16 protein-coding genes and 2 pseudogenes are annotated in these 19,787 nt (G+C 39.4%); 11 read left to right on the plus strand and 7 right to left on the minus strand.

Annotation, left to right across the window (positions count from 1 at the left end; all coding sequences use genetic code 11):
• Positions 1–34 precede the first annotated feature (34 nt).
• A complete protein-coding gene (locus DSM106972_RS46605) occupies positions 35–559 on the plus strand; it encodes a DUF4351 domain-containing protein (RefSeq protein WP_325052282.1) in 525 nt (174 codons plus the stop codon).
• 299 nt (positions 560–858) lie between these two features.
• Here the strand turns inward: DSM106972_RS46605 and DSM106972_RS46615 are convergent, their stop codons facing one another.
• Entirely contained in the window at positions 859–1,377 is a 519-nt protein-coding gene (locus DSM106972_RS46615) for a DUF411 domain-containing protein (protein WP_127087093.1), read from the minus strand.
• 379 nt (positions 1,378–1,756) lie between these two features.
• Between DSM106972_RS46615 and DSM106972_RS46620 the strand changes: the two genes are divergently transcribed.
• From DSM106972_RS46620 to DSM106972_RS54490, 4 genes are all read left to right on the plus strand, one after another.
• Positions 1,757–5,269 (plus strand): PAS domain S-box protein, encoded by a 3,513-nt coding sequence (locus DSM106972_RS46620; RefSeq protein ID WP_158632997.1) that lies wholly within the window; start codon positions 1,757–1,759, stop codon positions 5,267–5,269.
• Between the two features lie 147 nt (positions 5,270–5,416).
• Positions 5,417–5,989 (plus strand): IS607 family transposase, encoded by a 573-nt coding sequence (locus DSM106972_RS46625; RefSeq protein WP_127087095.1) that lies wholly within the window; start codon positions 5,417–5,419, stop codon positions 5,987–5,989.
• Between the two features lie 47 nt (positions 5,990–6,036).
• Positions 6,037–7,386, plus strand: a complete 1,350-nt coding sequence (locus DSM106972_RS46630) for a hypothetical protein (protein WP_127087096.1) — start codon at positions 6,037–6,039, stop codon at positions 7,384–7,386.
• A 262-nt stretch (positions 7,387–7,648) separates the two neighbouring features.
• Positions 7,649–7,759: a serine/threonine-protein kinase gene (locus DSM106972_RS54490; protein WP_145837643.1), complete on the plus strand. Its 111-nt coding sequence runs from the start codon at positions 7,649–7,651 to the stop codon at positions 7,757–7,759.
• 584 nt (positions 7,760–8,343) lie between these two features.
• Here DSM106972_RS54490 and DSM106972_RS46635 read toward each other — a convergent pair.
• The gene (locus DSM106972_RS46635) at positions 8,344–8,844 is read right to left on the minus strand and encodes an AbrB/MazE/SpoVT family DNA-binding domain-containing protein (RefSeq protein WP_186538624.1); all 501 of its coding nucleotides are present in this window, start codon (positions 8,842–8,844) and stop codon (positions 8,344–8,346) included.
• A gap of 320 nt (positions 8,845–9,164) precedes the next feature.
• Positions 9,165–10,139 (minus strand): annotated as a pseudogene (locus DSM106972_RS46640) (ABC transporter ATP-binding protein); the annotation flags it as partial.
• A 197-nt stretch (positions 10,140–10,336) separates the two neighbouring features.
• Between DSM106972_RS46640 and DSM106972_RS46645 the strand changes: the two are divergent.
• The 5 genes and pseudogenes from DSM106972_RS46645 to DSM106972_RS46660 all read left to right on the plus strand — a co-directional run.
• A pseudogene (locus tag DSM106972_RS46645) lies at positions 10,337–10,552 on the plus strand (iron chelate uptake ABC transporter family permease subunit); the annotation flags it as partial.
• A 21-nt stretch (positions 10,553–10,573) separates the two neighbouring features.
• On the plus strand, positions 10,574–10,723 hold the full coding sequence (locus tag DSM106972_RS51895; protein WP_158632998.1) for a hypothetical protein: 150 nt from the start codon (positions 10,574–10,576) through the stop codon (positions 10,721–10,723).
• Between the two features lie 100 nt (positions 10,724–10,823).
• Positions 10,824–11,855 carry a FecCD family ABC transporter permease gene (locus DSM106972_RS46650; protein ID WP_127087097.1) on the plus strand — a complete coding sequence of 344 codons (1,032 nt, stop codon included), beginning with the start codon at positions 10,824–10,826 and terminating at the stop codon, positions 11,853–11,855.
• Positions 11,852–12,895 carry a FecCD family ABC transporter permease gene (locus DSM106972_RS46655; protein ID WP_127087098.1) on the plus strand — a complete coding sequence of 348 codons (1,044 nt, stop codon included), beginning with the start codon at positions 11,852–11,854 and terminating at the stop codon, positions 12,893–12,895. The genes DSM106972_RS46650 and DSM106972_RS46655 overlap by 4 nt, the downstream gene beginning before the upstream one ends.
• Positions 12,896–12,898: 3 nt before the next feature.
• On the plus strand, positions 12,899–13,726 hold the full coding sequence (locus tag DSM106972_RS46660) for an ABC transporter ATP-binding protein (protein ID WP_127087099.1): 828 nt from the start codon (positions 12,899–12,901) through the stop codon (positions 13,724–13,726).
• An 84-nt stretch (positions 13,727–13,810) separates the two neighbouring features.
• Here DSM106972_RS46660 and DSM106972_RS46665 read toward each other — a convergent pair whose 3' ends face one another.
• On the minus strand, positions 13,811–14,218 hold the full coding sequence (locus tag DSM106972_RS46665; protein ID WP_127087100.1) for an ExbD/TolR family protein: 408 nt from the start codon (positions 14,216–14,218) through the stop codon (positions 13,811–13,813).
• Complete coding sequence (locus DSM106972_RS46670; RefSeq protein WP_127087101.1) at positions 14,202–14,858, minus strand: MotA/TolQ/ExbB proton channel family protein; 657 nt, start codon at positions 14,856–14,858, stop codon at positions 14,202–14,204. The genes DSM106972_RS46665 and DSM106972_RS46670 overlap by 17 nt, the downstream gene beginning before the upstream one ends.
• 344 nt (positions 14,859–15,202) lie before the next feature.
• Between DSM106972_RS46670 and DSM106972_RS46675 the strand changes: the two genes are divergently transcribed.
• Entirely contained in the window at positions 15,203–17,092 is a 1,890-nt protein-coding gene (locus DSM106972_RS46675; RefSeq protein WP_127087102.1) for a TonB family protein, read from the plus strand.
• Positions 17,093–17,441: 349 nt separating this feature from the next.
• Here the strand turns inward: DSM106972_RS46675 and hpsP are convergent, their stop codons facing one another.
• Together hpsP and hpsO are read right to left on the minus strand one after the other, a co-directional pair.
• The gene (gene hpsP / locus DSM106972_RS46680) at positions 17,442–18,611 is read right to left on the minus strand and encodes a hormogonium polysaccharide biosynthesis glycosyltransferase HpsP (RefSeq protein WP_127087103.1); all 1,170 of its coding nucleotides are present in this window, start codon (positions 18,609–18,611) and stop codon (positions 17,442–17,444) included.
• A complete protein-coding gene (gene hpsO / locus DSM106972_RS46685) occupies positions 18,608–19,780 on the minus strand; it encodes a hormogonium polysaccharide biosynthesis glycosyltransferase HpsO (protein WP_127087104.1) in 1,173 nt (390 codons plus the stop codon). The genes hpsP and hpsO overlap by 4 nt, the downstream gene beginning before the upstream one ends.
• Positions 19,781–19,787 lie beyond the last annotated feature (7 nt).

Genomic DNA, 19,787 nt, shown 5'->3' on the forward strand with positions numbered 1-19,787 from the left:
CATCCTTGCCCGCCCATAGTTTGAACGGGCAAGGATGCCCATTCCACAATATGGAGAATTAAATTTTTGGAAGTCCCTTAAAGGAAAACCCAAGCAGCGCAAAGAGTCAAAATTTGGTTTGATACGCCAACTTTATGAAAAAGGGCTAGAAGAACAAGATATTCGTAACCTCTATAGATTTATAGATTGGGTTATAATTTTACCAGAAAGGCTAGAAAATAAATTTTGGGAAGAATTAAAACAATTTGAAGAGGAGCAGAGTATGCCTTATCTTACCACAGGTGAGCGAATTGGTTACAAACGCGGTAGAGTTGAAGGACGACAAGAAGGAAGACAAGAAGGAAGACAAGAAGGAAGACAAGAAGGACGAGAAGAAGGACGAATAGAAGGTGAACAATCGTTAATTCTACGCTTGCTGTCACGACGATTTGGAGAATTATTGCCTCAAGTGCGCGTGCGTGTTGAGTCTATGAACTCAAGTGAGTTAGAAGCACTTGGCGAAGCGTTATTAGATTTTGCTAGTATTGATGATTTGAACAACTGGTTGCACGAACATTAAATAATAGGTTTGTAGTATTTGCGGCTTGAGAGGCAATGTTGTAAAAGTTACAGATTCTCTTAAGCCTGCTACTTAAAACTTTAATTATCTCTTGCGGATTTAATTAAATCGGCGCCAAATTCACCAATCATTCGAGGGATGCTTGCTTAAAAGCAGTATTATTGGGTAATGCCATCTGCCAATCTCGCAATGTTTCTACGTCAACAACAGGGTTAAGAAATTCTCCATAAGAACTTCAGCAATATGTAAATTGTCATAACACCAGTTCTCAATTTTTGCGGCGATGAAAGTAATCTACACTACAGATATTGGTTAAATACTCCAATTCTGTTTTTGTTATCGAAGGAAAGGACGCTAAATGGGTCTTTTCTATCACCCATCTCCATTCCAGGAGTACCTACAGGCATATTAGGAACAGATAAGCCAGAGATATTTGATTTTTTCTCAAGCAAACGTTTGATATCATTTGCCGGAACATGTCCTTCAATAACATACCCATCTATCATTGCTGTATGGCAAGATGTTAAGTTATCGGGAACTTGCAACTTCTGTTTTACTGCCTCAATATCAGATGTCGGAAAATCTTGGACAGAGAAACCCTCTGTTTTTAAATGCTTAATCCACCCACCGCAACAGGTACACTCAGGACTACGATACACGATTATATGCGGTGTTTGAGCTTTTAACGTTGGCTGAGTAATTGTGCTTGCATAGCTTACAGGAGCAGTGATTCCTAAAATACTTAACATGATTACTGTAGTTATTGCTACAATTGCAAGACTTGCTACGATAGAGTACAAACTGTTTCGGCGCCTCATTTTAAATTTCCTATAATATCGTCTAAACTTATAGTACATATTTTTTTATTATTAATGCTTTCAGGCGCCGTTTTGCCTACACAAAGCTCGCTGTTGTGTATGATTATGTATAAAAAGTATGCTAATTATAGATGTTCATCCTGTAAAATAGCGCTTATTTTGCGCTAAGTACTTAAGTTTTTAAATTGATTGTGATTATATTAACTAGGAGTGGGTGCGTGATGCTATAAGTAACTGCGCTTCGTTTCAGGATTTTAGGTTTTTGTATTTCTTTGGGTAGAGTTGATTTGAGTTAGTACTAATGCTATATTACATTAGCAGCTATTGCTGGTGCTGTTATAGTAAGTCGATGAGATTGTACTCCTTTCGAGATGTTGATATGAAGTCGCTTCAGGTTCTCTTGCTTGACAACAATCTTGAGGATGCCGATCTAATTAAAGCTACCTTGCGTCAGGGGGCCATTAATTGTGAATTATTGAGAGTGGAAACCCGCTCAGATTTCGTTGCAGCACTCGATAATAATGTATTTGACTTAGTTTTGGCTGATTTTGCGGTTCCTGATATTAATGGACTTTCTGCTCTAGAAATTGCCTGTAAAATTAGTCCTGATGTTCCATTTATTTTTGTATCTAGCAGTTTGGATGAGGAGTTAGAGATTGTAGCACTTAAAAATGGCGCCACCGATTATGTACTCAAACAACGTATAAAACGGTTAGTACCATCTGTAATACGGGCATTGCAGCAAATTCGAGATATTAGCGAGCGTAAATGTGCAGAACTCAACGCCAAATTTCTTGATAAAATTAGTCAAGACTTGGTGGATATAGATGATGTAGATAAGATTGTGCAATTGGTCGGCGAAAAGCTTTGGGGTTATATCAATACTTCAAGCTGTGTGTTTACCAAAATTAATTTGGCGACAGATGAAGCGTTAATTGAATATAATTGGCATCAAGATAATATACCGAGTTTGGTTGGCGCCTATCGCATTTCAGAGTTTGTTACCGACGAATTTTTAATCGCCGTCCAAACCGGAAAACCTATTGTTGTGAGAAATGTTAATACTGATAAACGTGTTTTTGACGCACAACGCTTTCATAAGCTTAAGATCGGTGCGGAACTTAATATCCCGTTAATTCGAGACGGGGAATGGAAATTTTCGTTTACTGTGTTTCATTCACAGCCTTATAATTGGCACGATGACGAAATTAAATTGATGCAGGAATTAGCGAACCGCATCTTTCAAAAATTGGAACGCACACGCGTCGAAACAGCATTGCGTGAATCTGAAGAAAAATATCGCACGTTGTTCGAGTCTATTGACCAAGGCTTTTGTATTTGCGAAGTGTTGTTTGACGAAAACGATAAACCAATTGATTATCGGTTTCTTGTAGTGAACCCAGTATTTGAAGCGCTTACGGGACTTAGGGAAGCGGCAGGTAAAACCATATCCTCTCTCGTGCCCAATATCGAAGCCTTCTGGTTTGAAATTTATGGTAGAGTTGTGAAAACTGGCGAACCCGTTCGGTTTGAAAATCAATCGAATGTAATGAATCGTTGGTTTGATATCAACGCTTTTCCCCTTGGCGAACCGCAAAGCCACAAGTTAGGCATCTTATTTACAAATACTACGGCGCGTAAAAAAATTGAACAGGAACGGGAGCGTTTTCTTGCCGTAGGTTCAGATTTGCAAGTAGTAGTTGGTATAGACGGTTACTTTAAATGGGCCAGTCCAACCTTTGAACGAATGCTTGGCTGGACGGTGGACGAAATGACATCGCGTCCTTGGACTGATTTCTTACACCCAGATGATATCGCTAGAACCGAAGCGGAAATAGAGCGTGTTTTGTCGGGTAACAAATCATTTGCATTTGAAAACCGTTATCGTCACAAAGATGGCTCCCAGCATTGGTTGCTTTGGAACGCACAGTCGTATCCCAAAGAACAGGTAGTTTACGCGGTTGCCGTTGACATTACTGAGCGCAAAATTGCGGAAATAGCTTTAATCGAAAGCGAGAAGCAAAGCCGAAATATCTTGGAGAGTATAAAAGATGGCTTCCTAGCGCTCGATTTTAACTGGGAATTTACATATGTAAATCAGGCAGCAGAACATTTGCTTGACTGTAATGCAGGCGCCTTGCTTGGTAAAAATTTCTGGGAATGGTTTCCTGGACTTGCGGATACTAAATTCGGGCAGCTTCACCGTCGCGTCATGCGTAACCGTGTGGCTGAGTCATTGACAGCGTTTTACCCAGACCATAATCGCTGGTATGAAGTTAACAGCTACCCAGCAAACAACGGAATTACAATTTTCTTCCGCAATATTACTGATAGTAAACAGGCAGAAGAAGCCTTGCGTCAAAGCGAATCTCGCTTCCGGCTCATGGTTGAAAGTGCCAAAGAATACGCAATTTTTACCCTTGACCTTAACGGCATAATTTCTAGTTGGAATTCAGGCGCCGAAAGGGTTTTGGGTTATACAGAGGCTGTTGCTATTGGTTGTAGCGGTCGGTTGATTTTTACACCAGAAGACAACGACATTAATAGAGCCGAGCAAGAAATGGAACTAGCCTTGACAGAAGGACGCGCAGAAAACGAACGTTGGCACATACGCTCTAATGGCAGTCGCTTTTGGGCAAGCGGTTTAATGATGCCATTGCTTTCAGAAGCGGGAAATGTGCAGGGATTTGTGAAAATTTTGCAGGACAAAACCGAGCAACGGCAAGCTCATGAACAAATTCAACAACAAGCACAGCAACTGCAACAAGCCAACCGAATTAAAGATGAATTTCTAGCGGTATTATCGCATGAATTGCGTTCACCTTTAAACCCCATTTTAGGCTGGTCAAAGTTACTTCAAACAGGCAAACTCGACTCTTCCAAAACCGCCCAAGCATTAAACGCCATTGAACGCAACGCCAAGTTACAATCGGAACTAATCGAAGATTTACTTGATGTCTCCCGAATTTTACAAGGCAAATTGTCTCTAAGTGTTCATCCAGTTGATTTGGCGCCGACAATTGAAGCTGCAATGGAAACAGTACAGCTAGCAGCACAAGCAAAATCAATCCAAATAAATGCAAAGTTTGAACCAAATATAGGACAAGTTTCAGGTGACGCAAATCGATTACAGCAAATAGTTTGGAACCTGCTGTCCAACGCAGTTAAATTTACCGACGTTGGAGGACAAGTAAGCATCGCTCTTAAACATCTTGGGAATACAGCCCAAATAATCGTCAGCGATAATGGTAAAGGCATTAACCCCGGCTTTCTTCCTTACATATTTGATTATTTTCGTCAAGAAGATGGCAGCATAACCCGAAAATTTGGAGGTTTAGGTTTAGGATTAGCAATAGTCCGTCACCTAGTAGAACTACATGGTGGAACCGTTTATGCAGAGAGTTTAGGCGAAGGGCAAGGGGCAAACTTTACTGTTACATTACCACTCATACCAAATTCTTGCCAAACAAACGTCGATAACAAAGCCTCCGAGTCATCCCTTAATTTAGATGGTATTACAGTTTTGGTAGTTGATGATAATACCGATACATTAGAGTTTATCGCCTCTATGTTGTCTATATATGGAGCATCAGTAACAGCCGTTAATTCAGGCGCCGAAGCTCTTGCAACTATAGTCCACAACAAACCAGATATATTAGTAAGTGATATCGGAATGCCAGATATGGACGGTTATACACTCATTCAGCAATTAATAACTTTGGCGCCGCAATATAGAACTATACCAACAATTGCCCTCACCGCATTCGCTGGAGAAATAAATCAAAAACAAGCTTTGCAAGCAGGATTTCAACGACATTTGTCTAAACCTATTGAACCACAACTCCTAATTACAACCATCAAAGAATTATTCAACGCATCCCTCATGTCATGAGTCGCGAACGAAGGGCGCAGTTTTCCCGCAGCGTAGCATCTTAGCATTATTGTACTAATATATATTGTGTCAACCAGCATTTTTCTGTCGTTGCATCTAATATCAATGTAGTGTAACATATCATGGTAAAGCGTAGTTAATCTGTGAATGTATATAACGCCACAAGAAGCACAAAGACGGTATGGTTTCCATCCAAGAACCCTAGTGGATTGGGCAAATGACGGAAAAATAGAATGTATCAAGTCTCCAGGTGGTCATAGACGGTACTCAGTATCCAGTCTCGAACAAATTAAATCTGGTTCAATAACCACAATTTTATATGCGCGCGTTTCAACAAGTTCTCAGAAAGATGATTTAAAAACACAGATTGAGTACTTAGCAAACCATTACCCAGGCAATGAGTGTATTACGGATATCGGTTCAGGACTAAATTTCAAGCGTAAGAAATTCATACAGGTGATGGAAAAAGTCGCAAAGGGTGAAGTTACAAATATTGTAGTTGCCCATAAGGATAGGTTGGCAAGGTTTGGATTTGACTTCATTGAATGGTTTTGTAACCTGAATGGCTGCAAGATAATTGTTTTAAATAATACCTACAAACCTCCGCATCAAGAAATGATGGAGGATTTTATGAGCATAATGCATTGTTTCAGCAGCAAACTTTATTTCCTGCGTAAGTACGAAAAAAAGATTTTAAATGAGGTTGACAAAACAGAGTAATTCTGTGATAATCGTTTTAAGCGAAGGAAAAACAGGGTGGTTTGTCAATGCTACAGAAAAAGAAAGGTTACAACATTGGAACTAAGTCTTTACAATGCAAATTGATTCGTAATGGGATTGAGTTGATTGAAACAAGATTGGCTTATAACGAAGTTGTAAATTTCTATTTTGCATTGATAAATACTTATCCGGAACACGTTTTGTCGGATGATTCTGAGTACTCAGGATGGAGAGCTTATGAATTACTAAGTAATCCAGGTAGCGAATTTGCACTTCCATTTGATATTCCATCTCAGTTAAAGCGTTCCGCAATTCGTAAGGCAATCGGTGCATGGGAATCGTGGAATACTTCATACCAGAAATGGAAGGATAGACCGAATAAAAAGAAACATCACCGACCTCCAGTACAGCCCAGAAAATTTAATTTTTCTCCCAGTTATGATGCTGGAGTTTGGAAGGATGACTTCGACGGAAATATCTTGCTAAAAATTAAAAATAAAGGTCAATGGAAGTGGATTAAATTTGATTATCAAAGTCGGTCATTTGTTCATGACCCTACAGGATTAAATGGTTGGCATAAAGCATCACCAAGCATTGTAATTAAAGGAAACAAGGCTTATCTAACATTCAGTTTACAAAAATATATTCCCGCTACAGGAGGAATTAAAAATCAACTTGCTAAAAACTCAGTACGAGTCTTAGGGGTTGATATGGATTTAGATCGTAATATTGCTATTCTTTCCGTTCTAGAAATCGACGCTAACGGTGTAGTTGTGGAAGTTGCACGACACTTCATATCTCAATCGAACCATACAAAGCGTAGGAAGAGACGACTAGGACGGATAGCAATCCGAATGCAAAAAACTGGAATTATAAATAAAGGTTTTTGTAATCGACGCTGGGAACAAATACACAATGCAGAAAGGGAAATGAGTAGAAGAGTTGCACGAAGAATTGCACATTTTGCTCATGATTGGAAATGTTCTGTAATTGCGTTTGAACATCTTACCAATTTAAAACCTTGTCGCGGAAAATATTCCCGTCGTTCAAATCAAAAACGAGCTTATTGGTTAAAATCTAAGGTGTTTCAAGAAACCAACCGGATAGCGTATCAAGACTATGGGATACTAACTACTCGTGTTAACCCCAGATACACTTCAAGATTAGACCCTTGGAATAACGAATTGTACAGGATTAATTTACACAGTGGTGAAGTAGCAATACGCATGATTCATGACGGGAAATTAGAACCAAAATATGAACCAGGTGCTGACTTTGTGGTTAATCCTAAAAATTGTTATTCTGCCCATTCCGGTTTAAACGCTGCTCGAAACATCGGATTAAAAGCAATAATACGACATCGAACTAACGCAGTCTTTGTACTGCGGAAAGCCTAGCTTAGTAACAGATTAGGTATGCAATGAATCTTGAGCGGTAAGCAACGACCACATTCATTGTATTGGGCTTGGGTAGTCTGCCTGTAAAATTCCTACCATCCTACGTACCATGTGGTTGAGTTTAAGACTCGCTTGCTACTGGTCACGACTACAGAGGAGTTTTGCGAAGTGAACAGCAAAAAACGAGTTTTTCTTACGATTTACTACGCTTTGTTGACTACTCTTTATAGAAAATTTATAATATCCATAACTGATTACGATTATGTTAGGTCAATTACTAGGCGGACGTTATAAAATCGTCCAAAATTTGGGCACAGGTAGCTTTGGTCATACTTACATTGCTTTAGACCTCAAACTTTTGGCTCTTCCGTAATTAGCGTGCTAAATTATTTAAAAATAATCTTGAAATTCTTACTAGGCTTTTATTACAGCCATTTTTGATTACAATAATGCATTCTAACTAAAATGTACGACTATAAGCGCCGCGTTTGCCTTGATTTTAAAGGAAAGTTATCGACTGAGATTAAAATTTAGCACGCTAATTCCGGAAGAACCGAACTAATCAAACTATGTAGAAGACCCGCTATTAAGCTACTTAGAAAGGCACTTTTGTGCAGGCAAGAATTTTCTGAACCTGAGAGTAATTTTATTACATATATGGCTGGATTTTCTCATCATGAATTTGCAAGAAATAGTTAACCGTTAACTGCTAGGAGATAAATTAATGGCACCTATCAATATAGTTCGGGTACGCACCATCTCACTAAGGAGTTACAAGTGTAAACACCCAGTCCCAGCGTTATATTGTTCGCACAAGTACAAACTGTGAGATTATTTTGTCGTGTCCCGTTTAAGCTTTTGTTGGTGCTGAATAATTCGTTTAATTCGTGTCCCGTGATTAGAAAAGGCGCCCCAAGTTTATCACAAAGGGCGCCCATCATAGATTTAAATTAGCTTTTAAGCAGCAAGTTCGTCTTGATTTTCTGGCTCTTCTTGCTCTGAGACTGATATCAATTTAATGTGCTTTCTTCCGATATTGATGGTAAATTCATCTCCAGGTTTCAAGCCCAATTGTTTTGTATAAGCTGAACCTACAAGCAAATTGCCGTTAGATTGCACTGTAATTCGATAGTTTGGACTGCGGCCGACATGACCATGCTCATCCGAACGGGTATCAAATGATATCTCTTCTGCATCAAGTAGAGCATTGAGGAATTTCATCATGTTAACTCGCTCTATGCCGTTCTTGGTGACGCTATAGTAGCCGCAGGCCTTAGCTTTTTCTTCTTTACTACTGTTCGGCATTTCTTTGACTTTGCTAACTAATGCCTCACCTTCCAAGGGCTTAATTTCTTTGACTTTTTTAGCCGATGCCTTGTTTTCTTCGGGTTTGACTTGTTTGACTTTTTTCGCTGATGGCTCGCGCTCTTCAGACTTCGTTATTTTTTTTCTCGCCATATTGATACAGTTTAGTTACGAAATTAAAGTGAAATTTTGAGGGCATTACTTTTATTGTATAGAAGATATTTCTTTTATGCCAATGATAATTCGCGCCTTCAGGTACATTTTTTTTGTTGCCGCAAACTATCCTACCATAAATATATATATTACGGATAACATGAAAGCTTCGTTTACCAGATTTTTTAGCTTAGAGTAACTCACGCACTAACAAATTCAATCACAATGGGTACAAATGAACCAAATTAGAAGACATGTTGTAATATCACAATTGGCGCCTAATGGTAGAAAAAAATAGGATCATTTGAAAAAAATTAATATTACCTTACTCTTGATTGTACTCGCCACAACACTGTATAAATTCCATTTTTTTCTAATAGTTGCTCGTGTTTGCCTGCTTCTACTAATTGTCCATATTCCATAACGTATATGCAATCGGGATTACGGATGGTAGAAAGACGATGGGAAGACAGCTATTGTGGTTCTATTTACTGTAATTTTTTCTAAGGAACGTTGGATTGCGGCTTCGGTTTCGTTGTCTACGGCTGATGTGGCTTTGTCTAATATTAAGATGGGTGGATTTTTTAATACTGCTCTGGCAATGGCAATTCGTTGTCTTTATCCATCCGATAGTTTTTGACCTCTTTCGCCTACTATTGTTTCATACTTAAGGGGAAGTTGGGTAATAAATTCATGTGCTGCGGCTATTTTAGCAGCGTTGATTACTTCTTCGTCTCTGGCGCCAAAGCTTCCGTAAGCGATATTTTCTGCGACTGTGCCATGAAATAAAAATACATCTTGGCTAACTAAACCGATACTGTGACGTACATCATGTAAGTCTAAATTTTAAATATTTATACCGTCTATTGTAATTGTACCATCCGTTACATCATAGAATCTGAGCAAGAGTTTAACTAAGGTGCTTTTACCAGAACCTGTAGAACCAACGATGGCAATGGTTTTTCCGGAACCGATATGTAAAGATAGATTTTTGATGATTGGTTGATATTCTGTTTGATAACTAAAACTGACATTTTTAAATTCAATCTCCCCGCGCGCCTTATCTACGTCTAAATGTATATCACCTGTGTTAATTTGAATTGGTGTATCTAATAAATCCATAACTCTATCTACAGAAGCCATTGTAGTTTAATTGCTTTATTATTACTCTTTCTATACGCTTCACTCTCAATTCTTAATCGAGCATTTTCATATTCTTCCGCAGTAAAGCTCTTTATTGTTGTAATTCCACTAATATTATTTGCCAATTGTCCGTTAAGCAAACTAACCTTTTCCGGTTCTTTCGTACATAGCGTGCTAAATTTTAATTAAAATTTACAAGTATGCTTTATTTACAAGGCTTATAGGCACTTATAGTTTAAATTTAAGCGATAAAAAACCGTTCTGAAGGTAGCAATGGCTGTAAGATAAACCCAGCAAGAGTTTTAAGCTTATTTTACCACAAGTTTAGCACGCTAAGTACGCAAGAGCCGCAGTTCCCCATTTATGTAGAAGCATGTTTGGTAGTTGCGACCATCGTATTTTAGTACCTGCGGTAATAATAATGGGGGCAATTATGGCGTTAATCGCAGATTTAATGTGTACTATTCCTGGAAACCAAACTGTGCTACCATTAAACTCAGTCACTGCCTTAATTAGTACACCTGTTGTTTCCTGGGTAATTTTACGTCGATATTATATCAAATAAACAATTACCAGAACGATAATTATGGAACAGCGGCAATTTTGTACTATTCCGCGCAAGGTTGCCATAATTGGGCAAGGAACTTGGAAAATTGACACCGACGACTACGACTGTGACTCAGCAATTGCTGCACTAAGTCAAGGTTTGGAACTTGGCATGACCCGCAGATATTAATGAAGGCGGGTTAATTGGATAGGCACCTTGTGTATTCAAATTAATGAGAAGTTATGGTATTTAATATAGTAGGTGACTTAAAAGTAATTCTCAATAATTAATGAGTAAATCAACCTCATCTTTGGGGAGAAATTTTCTATTGTCGCTAACTTTGCCTGTTGGAGGCTTAATTTTAGCGGTAACTGCTCTCCTGGTATGTTTAGTTTTTAGCGTTTCGTTTGGCGCCGCCGATATTCCGCTTAATCAGATATTAAGTGCTTTTACTCAGTTTGATGGTTCTAGAGAACACCTAATTGTTCAGACTGTGCGCTTACCACGTTCAATAATTGCAATGCTGGTAGGCGCCGCAATGGCTACTGCTGGTGCAATAATGCAAGGTATAACTCGTAACCCTCTTGCTGACCCTGGTATTTTAGGTGTTAATGCAGGCGCTGCTTTTGCTGTGGTAATTAGTATTTTCGCGTTTGGTGCTTCAACTCCAAGCACCTATATTTGGTATGCATTTGCAGGCGCCGGAGTCAGTGTTTTTAGTGTATACTTCCTTGCATCGCTGGGACGTAGTGGTGTTACCCCTCTCAATCTTACTATTGCAGGCGCCGCTGTGAGTGCATTACTTGCTTCACTAACAACAGGTATTCTCATTGTCAGTCAACGTACTTTAGAAGAAATTCGCTTTTGGCTAGCTGGTTCGTTAGCTGGTATTGATGAAGGCATTATTGTTCAAATACTGCCTTACATAATTATTGGTTTGATAATCGCATTCGCTTTATCTAGACAAATCACAATTTTAAGTCTGGGGGAGGATGTGGCGAAGGGATTAGGGCAACAAACTTTATGGGTAAAAATTGCAGGTGCCGTTAGTGTTCTACTTTTAGAAGGTGCTGCGGTTGCGGCTGCTGGGTCAATAGGATTTATTGGTTTAGTTGTTCCTCATATTGTTCGTTTTATAGTTGGCACTGATTATCGTTGGATTTTACCTTATAGTGCCGTTTTTGGAGCAATCTTACTTTTAGGTTCTGATGTCTTAGCGCGATTAGTAATTAGACCCCAGGAAATTCCCGTTGGAGTTATGACCGCTTTAGTTGGGGCGCCGTTCTTTGTTTATTTAGCGAAAAAGAAGGTGAAGAAGTGAAATCACTCGTTATTCGTTCTCCCAAACTTGGTATTTCTTTAAGATTGCAACGCCAAGTTCCTGGTATATTTATTATCTTGACATTTATTACTGTTGCGGCAATGGTAATTAACACCTCCGTTGGAGAATACCCGACTCCACCGTTGGTTGTAATTAAAACTGTATTAGGAATAGATACAGGAAACCCTGATTATGCGTTTGTAATTAATACCTTAAGATTACCGAGAACTTTAACCGCTTGCTTAGTGGGCATAGCACTGGCAATTTCTGGAACAATTATGCAAGGTTTAACTAAAAACCCTTTAGCTGACCCTGGCATTATTGGTGTAAACGCAGGCGCCAGTCTAGCGGCTGTTAGTTTAATAGTACTGTTGCCGAGTTTACCTGTAGGAGTTTTACCTCTATCTGCCTTTACTGGTGCGTTACTGACTTCTTTGGTAATTTATTTATTGGCATGGGATAAAGGAACTCATCCGATTAAATTAATTTTGATTGGTGTTGGAATTGCCTCTGTCGCAAGTGCTTTTACTAGTCTAATGGTGACATTCGGTAATATATATGATGTCAGTCAAGCTTTGGTTTGGTTAGCGGGTAGTGTTTATGGTCGAACTTGGGAACAGGTTTTTTCTTTACTACCTTGGATAGTTGTATTTGTACCTTTATCTATAATGAAGGCGCCGCAATTGAATACTCTAAACTTAGGAGATGATATTGCTAAAGGGTTGGGTAGTCGGGTGGAATGGCAACGCAGTTTTTTACTATTAATTAGTGCGGCACTTTCAGGAGCAGCAATTGCAACCGCTGGAACAATCGGTTTTATCGGCTTAATTGCTCCCCACATCGCGCGGCAGTTAGTTGGTGCAAATCATCAAGGTTTAATTCCAGTCGCAGGAGTAACAGGCGCCATGATTGTAGTAATATCTGATTTTATTGGGCGTACTGTTTTTGCTCCGATAGAATTGCCTTGTGGTATCGTAACTGCTGTTATTGGGGCACCGTATTTTGTGTATTTGTTAGTCAAAAGTCGTAAATCTTTATAAAACATGTCAAACTTAATAACAGCAAATAATCTAACTCTTGGTTATGATAACGCTACGATTATCAAAAATCTTGATTTGACCATACCCCAAGGACAAATCACAGCATTAGTCGGCGCCAACGGTTGTGGCAAATCTACATTATTACGTGGATTAGCAAGATTACTTAAACCTAGTAATGGAACAGTATATTTAAATTCAGCAGATATATTTAAATTATCTACTAAAGATGTCGCTAAACAGTTAGGAATACTCACTCAAGGACCAGTGGCGCCGGAAGGTCTAACAGTTCGCGACTTAGTAGCTTGCGGACGTTTCCCTTACCAAAACTGGTTACAACAATGGACAAAAGAAGATGAGCGCTTGGTAGAAGTAGCTTTAGAGACAACTGGAATCAAAGAACTTGGTGAACGCGAATTAGATACTTTATCTGGTGGACAAAGACAACGCGCGTGGATTGCAATGGCATTAGCGCAGGACACAAATATTTTACTATTAGATGAACCGACTACTTTTTTAGATTTGGCACACCAAATAGAAGTATTAGATTTATTATTTGATTTGAACCAAAATCAACAGCGAACAATTGTAATGGTGCTGCACGATTTAAATCAAGCTTGTCGTTATGCTGATTATCTTGTTGCTGTTAAAGGGGGCACAATTTTTGCAGCAGGTAGACCAGAAGTTGTGATGACACAAGAAATGGTGTTGGAAGTATTTGGTTTGGAATGTCGAGTTGTACCTGACCCAGTAGCAGGGACACCCATGTGTGTACCAATTGGAGGAAAGGCAAGAAAGTTGGCAACGGATGTAACGGATGTAACGGATAGGTAATTTAGATAATTTGGTCAGAAAAACGGATGAGTTATTTAGAATCACTCATCCGTTACATCCGTCAATAATCCGTTGCCAAGTTTACTATTTCGGACTTTGGGTTGCAATGGCTAACTTGGCGCCTTTTACCTGACGCACTTTATCCATCACCTCAACAATCTCACCGTGTTCTACCGTTTTGTCAGCATTAATAATCACTACCGATTCTGGATTTGCACCTACTAATGTACGCACCTTTTCAGTTAAAGCATCAATGCTGGTTGGTACTTTATTCACACTGACTTCACCCTCTGCATCGACTGTCACAGTGATTTTAGTGGGGATTTGCGATTTTTGCGAAGTCGCTGCTTGCGGTAAGTTTACTGGTAAACCTTCTTGCCGTGTTAAAAATAGCGTTGACATGATAAAAAACGTCAAAATCGCGAATATCACGTCAATCATTGGCACAATATTAATTTGTGCTGGAATATCTGCCTCATCTTGTAATCGCATAATTTCTTTCTCCTCCTTTCTCGTAACGACGACGATAAAGTAGCTCTAACTGTCCACCATATTCTTGCATGAACGCAATTTGACGCTGATATAGTCCTCGGAAAGTATTAGAAAACATTAAGGTGAAAATCGCAACAATTAATCCTGATGCAGTAGATACCAACGCTTCACTGATACCCGATGTTACACCAGCAGTCTTTGTACCACCTACATCACCTAGATTGAGTGAAGCAAACGATGCGATTAATCCTAATACAGTTCCTAACAAACCTAACAACGGCGCCAAAGAAATAATAGTCTCGAATATATTATTGAATCGCTTCATAATCGGAATTTCTGCTTGCGCTTCACTTTCGAGTGCCAAACGAAATTCCTCTGGATTAGCTCCTTCTAACTCTAGTGCAGAGAGAAAAATACGCGCGATTGGTAAATCTGTATTCTTTTGCAGTTTATCCAACGCACCAACGACATTATCCAAGCGGTAAAGATTTAAAACTTCGCGGACTACTTTATTCTGACGATGGGTAATGCGATACCAAAAACGAACTCGCTCGATAATTAGCGCGATTGCAGCAACGCTGAAACCAAGCAGGGGCCACATGACAATACCACCAGCGGCAAATAACTTATCTATTCCCATATCCTCCCATATCCTTTTATAAATCTCAGATTTGCGTTTAGCTACAAGGGTTTCAAACTACCAAACACATTGTCAGCAAAATTTGAAATATGTTGCGATAATATCTCATCTTTATGTATATCATAATGACATTAAGTTAAGATTTTTTTCAAGCTTGATTTGTATCAATTGTGTAAAGGATTGGTATACTAGTCGAAAGTGAAGGGGCGAGTAATACTCAAAAATGCTCTCTAGACATCTTATTGATTAGTGGAACTAGTCGCTAAAAATGTGCTGGTTTTCTAGTTGACTTATTAATTACATAACTTTATAGTACATATAGTGAGAATAAGTAGCAATAAATTATGAGTTTCTCCAACACCGCTTTTAATCAACGTGAAAAGGAATCTAAAGCTCTGAGGGGTTTTCTCACTCTGAGTCTGATTGGTTCTTTGGGTATACATGTAGGTGTATTAGCTTCCGGTATCGGAAATTATCTAACTAGGGCGCCTGAAGTGAGTGAAGACCCAATAGAATTTGCGGTTGTTGATACTCCGTCGGAGAAACCAAAAGAAGAACCTTTGGAGAAACCAAAAGAGACTGCAAAACTAGAACAAGACACAAAAGTTCTGACAAGTTCGGCAAGTAAACCTTCAACAGAAGGAATAGTGTCTAACAATACAAAAGTGGAGCCACAAACAAAAATAGAATCGCCTTCTGTACCAAAACCCGTACCAATACCAATACCAGTACCGCAAAGACAAACAGTAGTGCCACCTCAACCAACACAAAGAATAGTTGAGGAAGCAAAGGTAGTACAGCCAGAAAAAATTCAACCCAAAGTTGAAAGAGCAACTACCCAAAATACAAACTCAGAAAGACCAATACAACCACGTCAAGTTGCATCATCAAATAGTAATCCTGTTCGTACCAACACCAATACATCTTCGCAGTCTGCAAATACTCCAAGCCAAAATAATAATTCTGATGCACTACGCGAAACGCTGCGAGGTGTAAGAGAATCACGTAGCCAAAGTGTTGCTAGCAGTGCCGAAGGTTCAGGAACACCTGGTAATGGAGATACAGGAACCCGTGGAAGCGGCGCCCCTGGTGGTACTACTGCATTAACAGGTAGTGGTACAGGTATTACAAGTAATACAGGAACTGGTGGAGGAAGTGGTGGTACAGGAACTACTGGGGCTGGTACAAGTGGCAGTGGTGGTACTGGTACTACTGGTTCAGGTTTAGGCAGAACTGGAAATAGTAGCGGTGCTGGTATTGCTTTAAACCCTGGTGATGGTGGTACAGGTACCCGTAATTCAGAAGGTAATGGTAGACAACGAGTCGCAACGGCACCTACAACTCCCAAATTACCAAGCAACAGTGGAGACGACGATAACTCACGCCGTAGCGGTGATGGTCGTGCTGCCTGTCGCGAATGTAAAGTTAAATACTCAGAACGTGCCCGTCGTCGAGGTGCAGAAGGACGAGTAGAAGTATCTGTTGATACAGACAATGAGGGTAGAGTTACCAATGTAAAGTTAGCTCGTTCGAGTGGAGATAGAGACCTTGACGAAGAAACCCTAAGACAAGCGCGCGAGTGGAAGTTAAAGCCTTCCGAAAGCGGAAGACAAGGAGTAAATATTGGTACAGAGTTTGCAATTTCTGGTTCACGACGTTATCGTGATGTCCAAAAACGTCGGCGAGAGCGTGAAGAGCGTTCAAGGCAGGAGCAAGTAGCATCTAGCACTAGTAATAATGAATCAAGTACACCAAGACGCAGGCGCCGTATATTAGAAGCGAATGCCAACACGGCAACCAGCGATGTACCAACAACATCAACAAGACGGCGCCGCAGCTTTGGCACTGAGTCACAGCAAGCATCTTCTAATTCGTCTGAGTCAACAAGTAATAGATTAAGTCGTCGTTTACGTCGTCAAACCGAAGTTACTTCAGCACCAGAAACTACTCCTAGACGGGTGCGACGTTCTTCTGAAGGAGAAAATTCTATCGGTAGTCGCTTGCGTCGTCGTACAGAAAGTGAATCATCAACTCAGCCAACACCACGTCGGCGCCGGGAAGTTACAGCCGATGTCCGAACATCTGGTCAAACACAACCAACTCGCAGACGGCGCCGGGAATTTAATCAATCTTCTCCTGCATCAGATTCTAGCAGTCGTTTACGCAACGCTTTACGTCGCAGTCGTGAATCTACACCTGCCGCTGCTCCCAGCACTGGTAGTACAGAAGATTAACTTTTTATTACTGGTAAGAAGTTGAAAATGTGAACCGTGGTTCACATTTTCATAGGCACCTAATTTTAAGTGTATAAAGTAACAGCTTTGTACTGATATAAAAAACATCCTCAGCAAATTAGAATGCTAAGGACTATATAAATATTCTCTCCTGCTATATATATCTCGAAACTATAAGAAGTTATGCAATCGGTACTAATTCCACAACTAATGCAATTAACTCAACACAAAAGTTTATCACTCGTGTATATTTATTTGCTCTAAGTTAAAATAAAAAGTCGATTTTTTCTCAAGATAAATACGCAAATCAAGATTTTTATGTATTATATTGGGTCACGTACCTACGTGTTTATGTCATTATTTCTCGATAATATTCTACCATCTGGTGCCCAATTGCATCCCAGCTAAATGAATTCAAGGCACATTCTTTTGCGTTAGCTCCTCGTTTTATTCTTTCTTGGGGGTTTTGCAGTGCTTGGATGATAGCTTCGGTGAGAGAGTTAATTTCTGTTTTACTTACCCATCCCGATTGACTATTATATATTTCATGCCATATGTGTACTTGGTCAGATATAACTACGGGTCTACCTGCAACCATTGCTTCTGCTACTGCTATTCCAAAGTTTTCGTAGTATGAGGGTAATACAAATATGTCGGATGCTTCGAGTAGTGCTGATTTGGAGGCGCCTGTGACAAACCCAGTAATAGTAGTATGTTGATGTAAGGGTGAGTTTTCTAATTGTGTTCTAATGGATGTTTCGTAATTGGGGTCTTGGGGATTTGTACCAGCTAGAATAAAATGAAAGTTCAATCCTTGTGCTTGAATTCTTTCTAAGGCGGGTATTAATAAGTCTAAACCTTTTTTAGGGTCTATCCGCGACATAAATAAAATTATTGGCACATTTTCTGATATGCAATATTTAGCACGAATATTTTCTTCACTTTGATTTGCTGAGGGTGTTACACCTAGTGGCAATATAATATCGCGTGTTTTTACTCCAAATCGTTCTGATACTTTTGCCTCCTGATTACTGGTAAAATGTAAAGCCGAGGCGCCTGCAATGTTAGAACGTTCTAAGAATGCTGCATATATTTTTTTGAGATATTTCTTTTTACGTAGGTCAGCAGGGTCAAGTGTACCTAGTGGACGCAATATATAAGGTAACTTGTTTTGACGACATATTGCCGCTGCTGCACTCGTAACCGGAGAAAATAATGCATGAAGATGTGCTACATCATATTCATGTGCATGTTCATTTAACCATTTTAATAATGAAAGCGAAAATTTATAACGACGAAACGGTACACAACGAAAATAAATTATTTCATACCCGTCTCGCTTTATCGGTTGCTGCAATGGTACATCTAAAGGTTTTTGTCCTGTGTCACCATTACTATCTGTTGTTAGTATAGTGACTTCGGCGCCATGTTTTACTAACGCAGGCGCCAGTCCCAACACCATTTGACTTGGGCCACCGTATATTAATGATATAGATGGCACTATTTGTAATATTTTCATTTTGTTAATATTTCTTTATAAAAGTCTAACTGCTGTTTCGCCAAAGCTGTATTAGTATATTGTGACATCGCTTTGGCATAACCCAATTGTCCCAAATTATGCGCTAACTCTGGGTCTTCGATCAACGCAGTCAAACAATTTGCTAACGAGTTTACATTACCTTCCGGAAATATCATCCCAGCATTTCCAATCACATGAGGTATTTCCCCAGAGTCAGAACCTATCACTGGTGTTTGACATGCCATCGCCTCTATTATCACATGTCCAAATTGCTCTTTCCAACCGACTGACGTTAAAGTTTTGAATTTATATGTTGTTTCTGATGGCAATACCAAAGTACTCATCAAATTAATATAATTACAGACTTCGTGATGCGGTACACTTTCAACGATGATTATTCTATCTTCTAAATTAGCCGCACGCGCTTTCTGTAATAATTCATCTTTGAGTTCTCCTCTTCCCAACAACAAACACTTCCACTCTTTATGCTTTATTGTTTCCAACGCACTCAATAACGTCATTATGCCTTTTTCTGGTACAAATCTACCAACAAAGCCAATAATAAACTCACCGAGTTTAAGATTTAATTTTTCACTGAGTTCAGGTTGAAGTTTGGGGGTAAAGAGGTTTTCATCGATTCCTAATTGTGGCATAACTTTGATTTTGCCGTTATATCCACGTTGTCTAAGAATGGAGGCGCCGTCTTGGTTGCCTGATATAATACCGTGAGTATTATCTAAGTTATATTTTTCGAGTAGAGAAGCGACTTTGTTGAGTGAGTATGGTAAATTCCACCAGGTAAAGAAGACGTTTTTAGCTTTGAGTGCTAAAAGTTTGTTCAAGGTTATCATTTCAGCATACGCTAAACTTTTGGCACCTTGCTCAACTTGAATTATATCAGGACGGAATGATTTAAGTAAGGGTACTAAATCGGTGCCGAATGTCAGTAAACCTTGATGGTTTTGACTAAAGTTAGAAACTGGGACTATTCGGAAATTTCCTTCGTCTTGATATTGAGTTTCGATGATTTTGTTTTGAACTCCACCAGGTTTCCATCGTTTGGGAACGACTACTGTAACCTGGGTATCCTCTTCGAGTCGAGAAAGTGCGCGGAGTTTCTCGCAATTGAGGTCTACTATATATGTATGACTAGCAACTAATATTTTCATGGTTTGA

Source organism: Dulcicalothrix desertica PCC 7102 (genome assembly GCF_003991905.1).
GTDB lineage: Bacteria > Cyanobacteriota > Cyanobacteriia > Cyanobacteriales > Nostocaceae > Dulcicalothrix > Dulcicalothrix desertica.

Coding starts and splice junctions, on each gene's coding strand:
- DSM106972_RS46605 (WP_325052282.1), top strand. CDS start 35: ATGCCCATTCCACAATATGGAGAATTAAATTTTTGGAAGTCCCTTAAA.
- DSM106972_RS46615 (WP_127087093.1), bottom strand. CDS start 1,377: ATGAGGCGCCGAAACAGTTTGTACTCTATCGTAGCAAGTCTTGCAATT.
- DSM106972_RS46620 (WP_158632997.1), top strand. CDS start 1,757: ATGAAGTCGCTTCAGGTTCTCTTGCTTGACAACAATCTTGAGGATGCC.
- DSM106972_RS46625 (WP_127087095.1), top strand. CDS start 5,417: ATGTATATAACGCCACAAGAAGCACAAAGACGGTATGGTTTCCATCCA.
- DSM106972_RS46630 (WP_127087096.1), top strand. CDS start 6,037: ATGCTACAGAAAAAGAAAGGTTACAACATTGGAACTAAGTCTTTACAA.
- DSM106972_RS54490 (WP_145837643.1), top strand. CDS start 7,649: ATGTTAGGTCAATTACTAGGCGGACGTTATAAAATCGTCCAAAATTTG.
- DSM106972_RS46635 (WP_186538624.1), bottom strand. CDS start 8,844: ATGGCGAGAAAAAAAATAACGAAGTCTGAAGAGCGCGAGCCATCAGCG.
- DSM106972_RS51895 (WP_158632998.1), top strand. CDS start 10,574: ATGGAACAGCGGCAATTTTGTACTATTCCGCGCAAGGTTGCCATAATT.
- DSM106972_RS46650 (WP_127087097.1), top strand. CDS start 10,824: ATGAGTAAATCAACCTCATCTTTGGGGAGAAATTTTCTATTGTCGCTA.
- DSM106972_RS46660 (WP_127087099.1), top strand. CDS start 12,899: ATGTCAAACTTAATAACAGCAAATAATCTAACTCTTGGTTATGATAAC.
- DSM106972_RS46665 (WP_127087100.1), bottom strand. CDS start 14,218: ATGCGATTACAAGATGAGGCAGATATTCCAGCACAAATTAATATTGTG.
- DSM106972_RS46670 (WP_127087101.1), bottom strand. CDS start 14,858: ATGGGAATAGATAAGTTATTTGCCGCTGGTGGTATTGTCATGTGGCCC.
- DSM106972_RS46675 (WP_127087102.1), top strand. CDS start 15,203: ATGAGTTTCTCCAACACCGCTTTTAATCAACGTGAAAAGGAATCTAAA.
- hpsP (WP_127087103.1), bottom strand. CDS start 18,611: ATGAAAATATTACAAATAGTGCCATCTATATCATTAATATACGGTGGC.
- hpsO (WP_127087104.1), bottom strand. CDS start 19,780: ATGAAAATATTAGTTGCTAGTCATACATATATAGTAGACCTCAATTGC.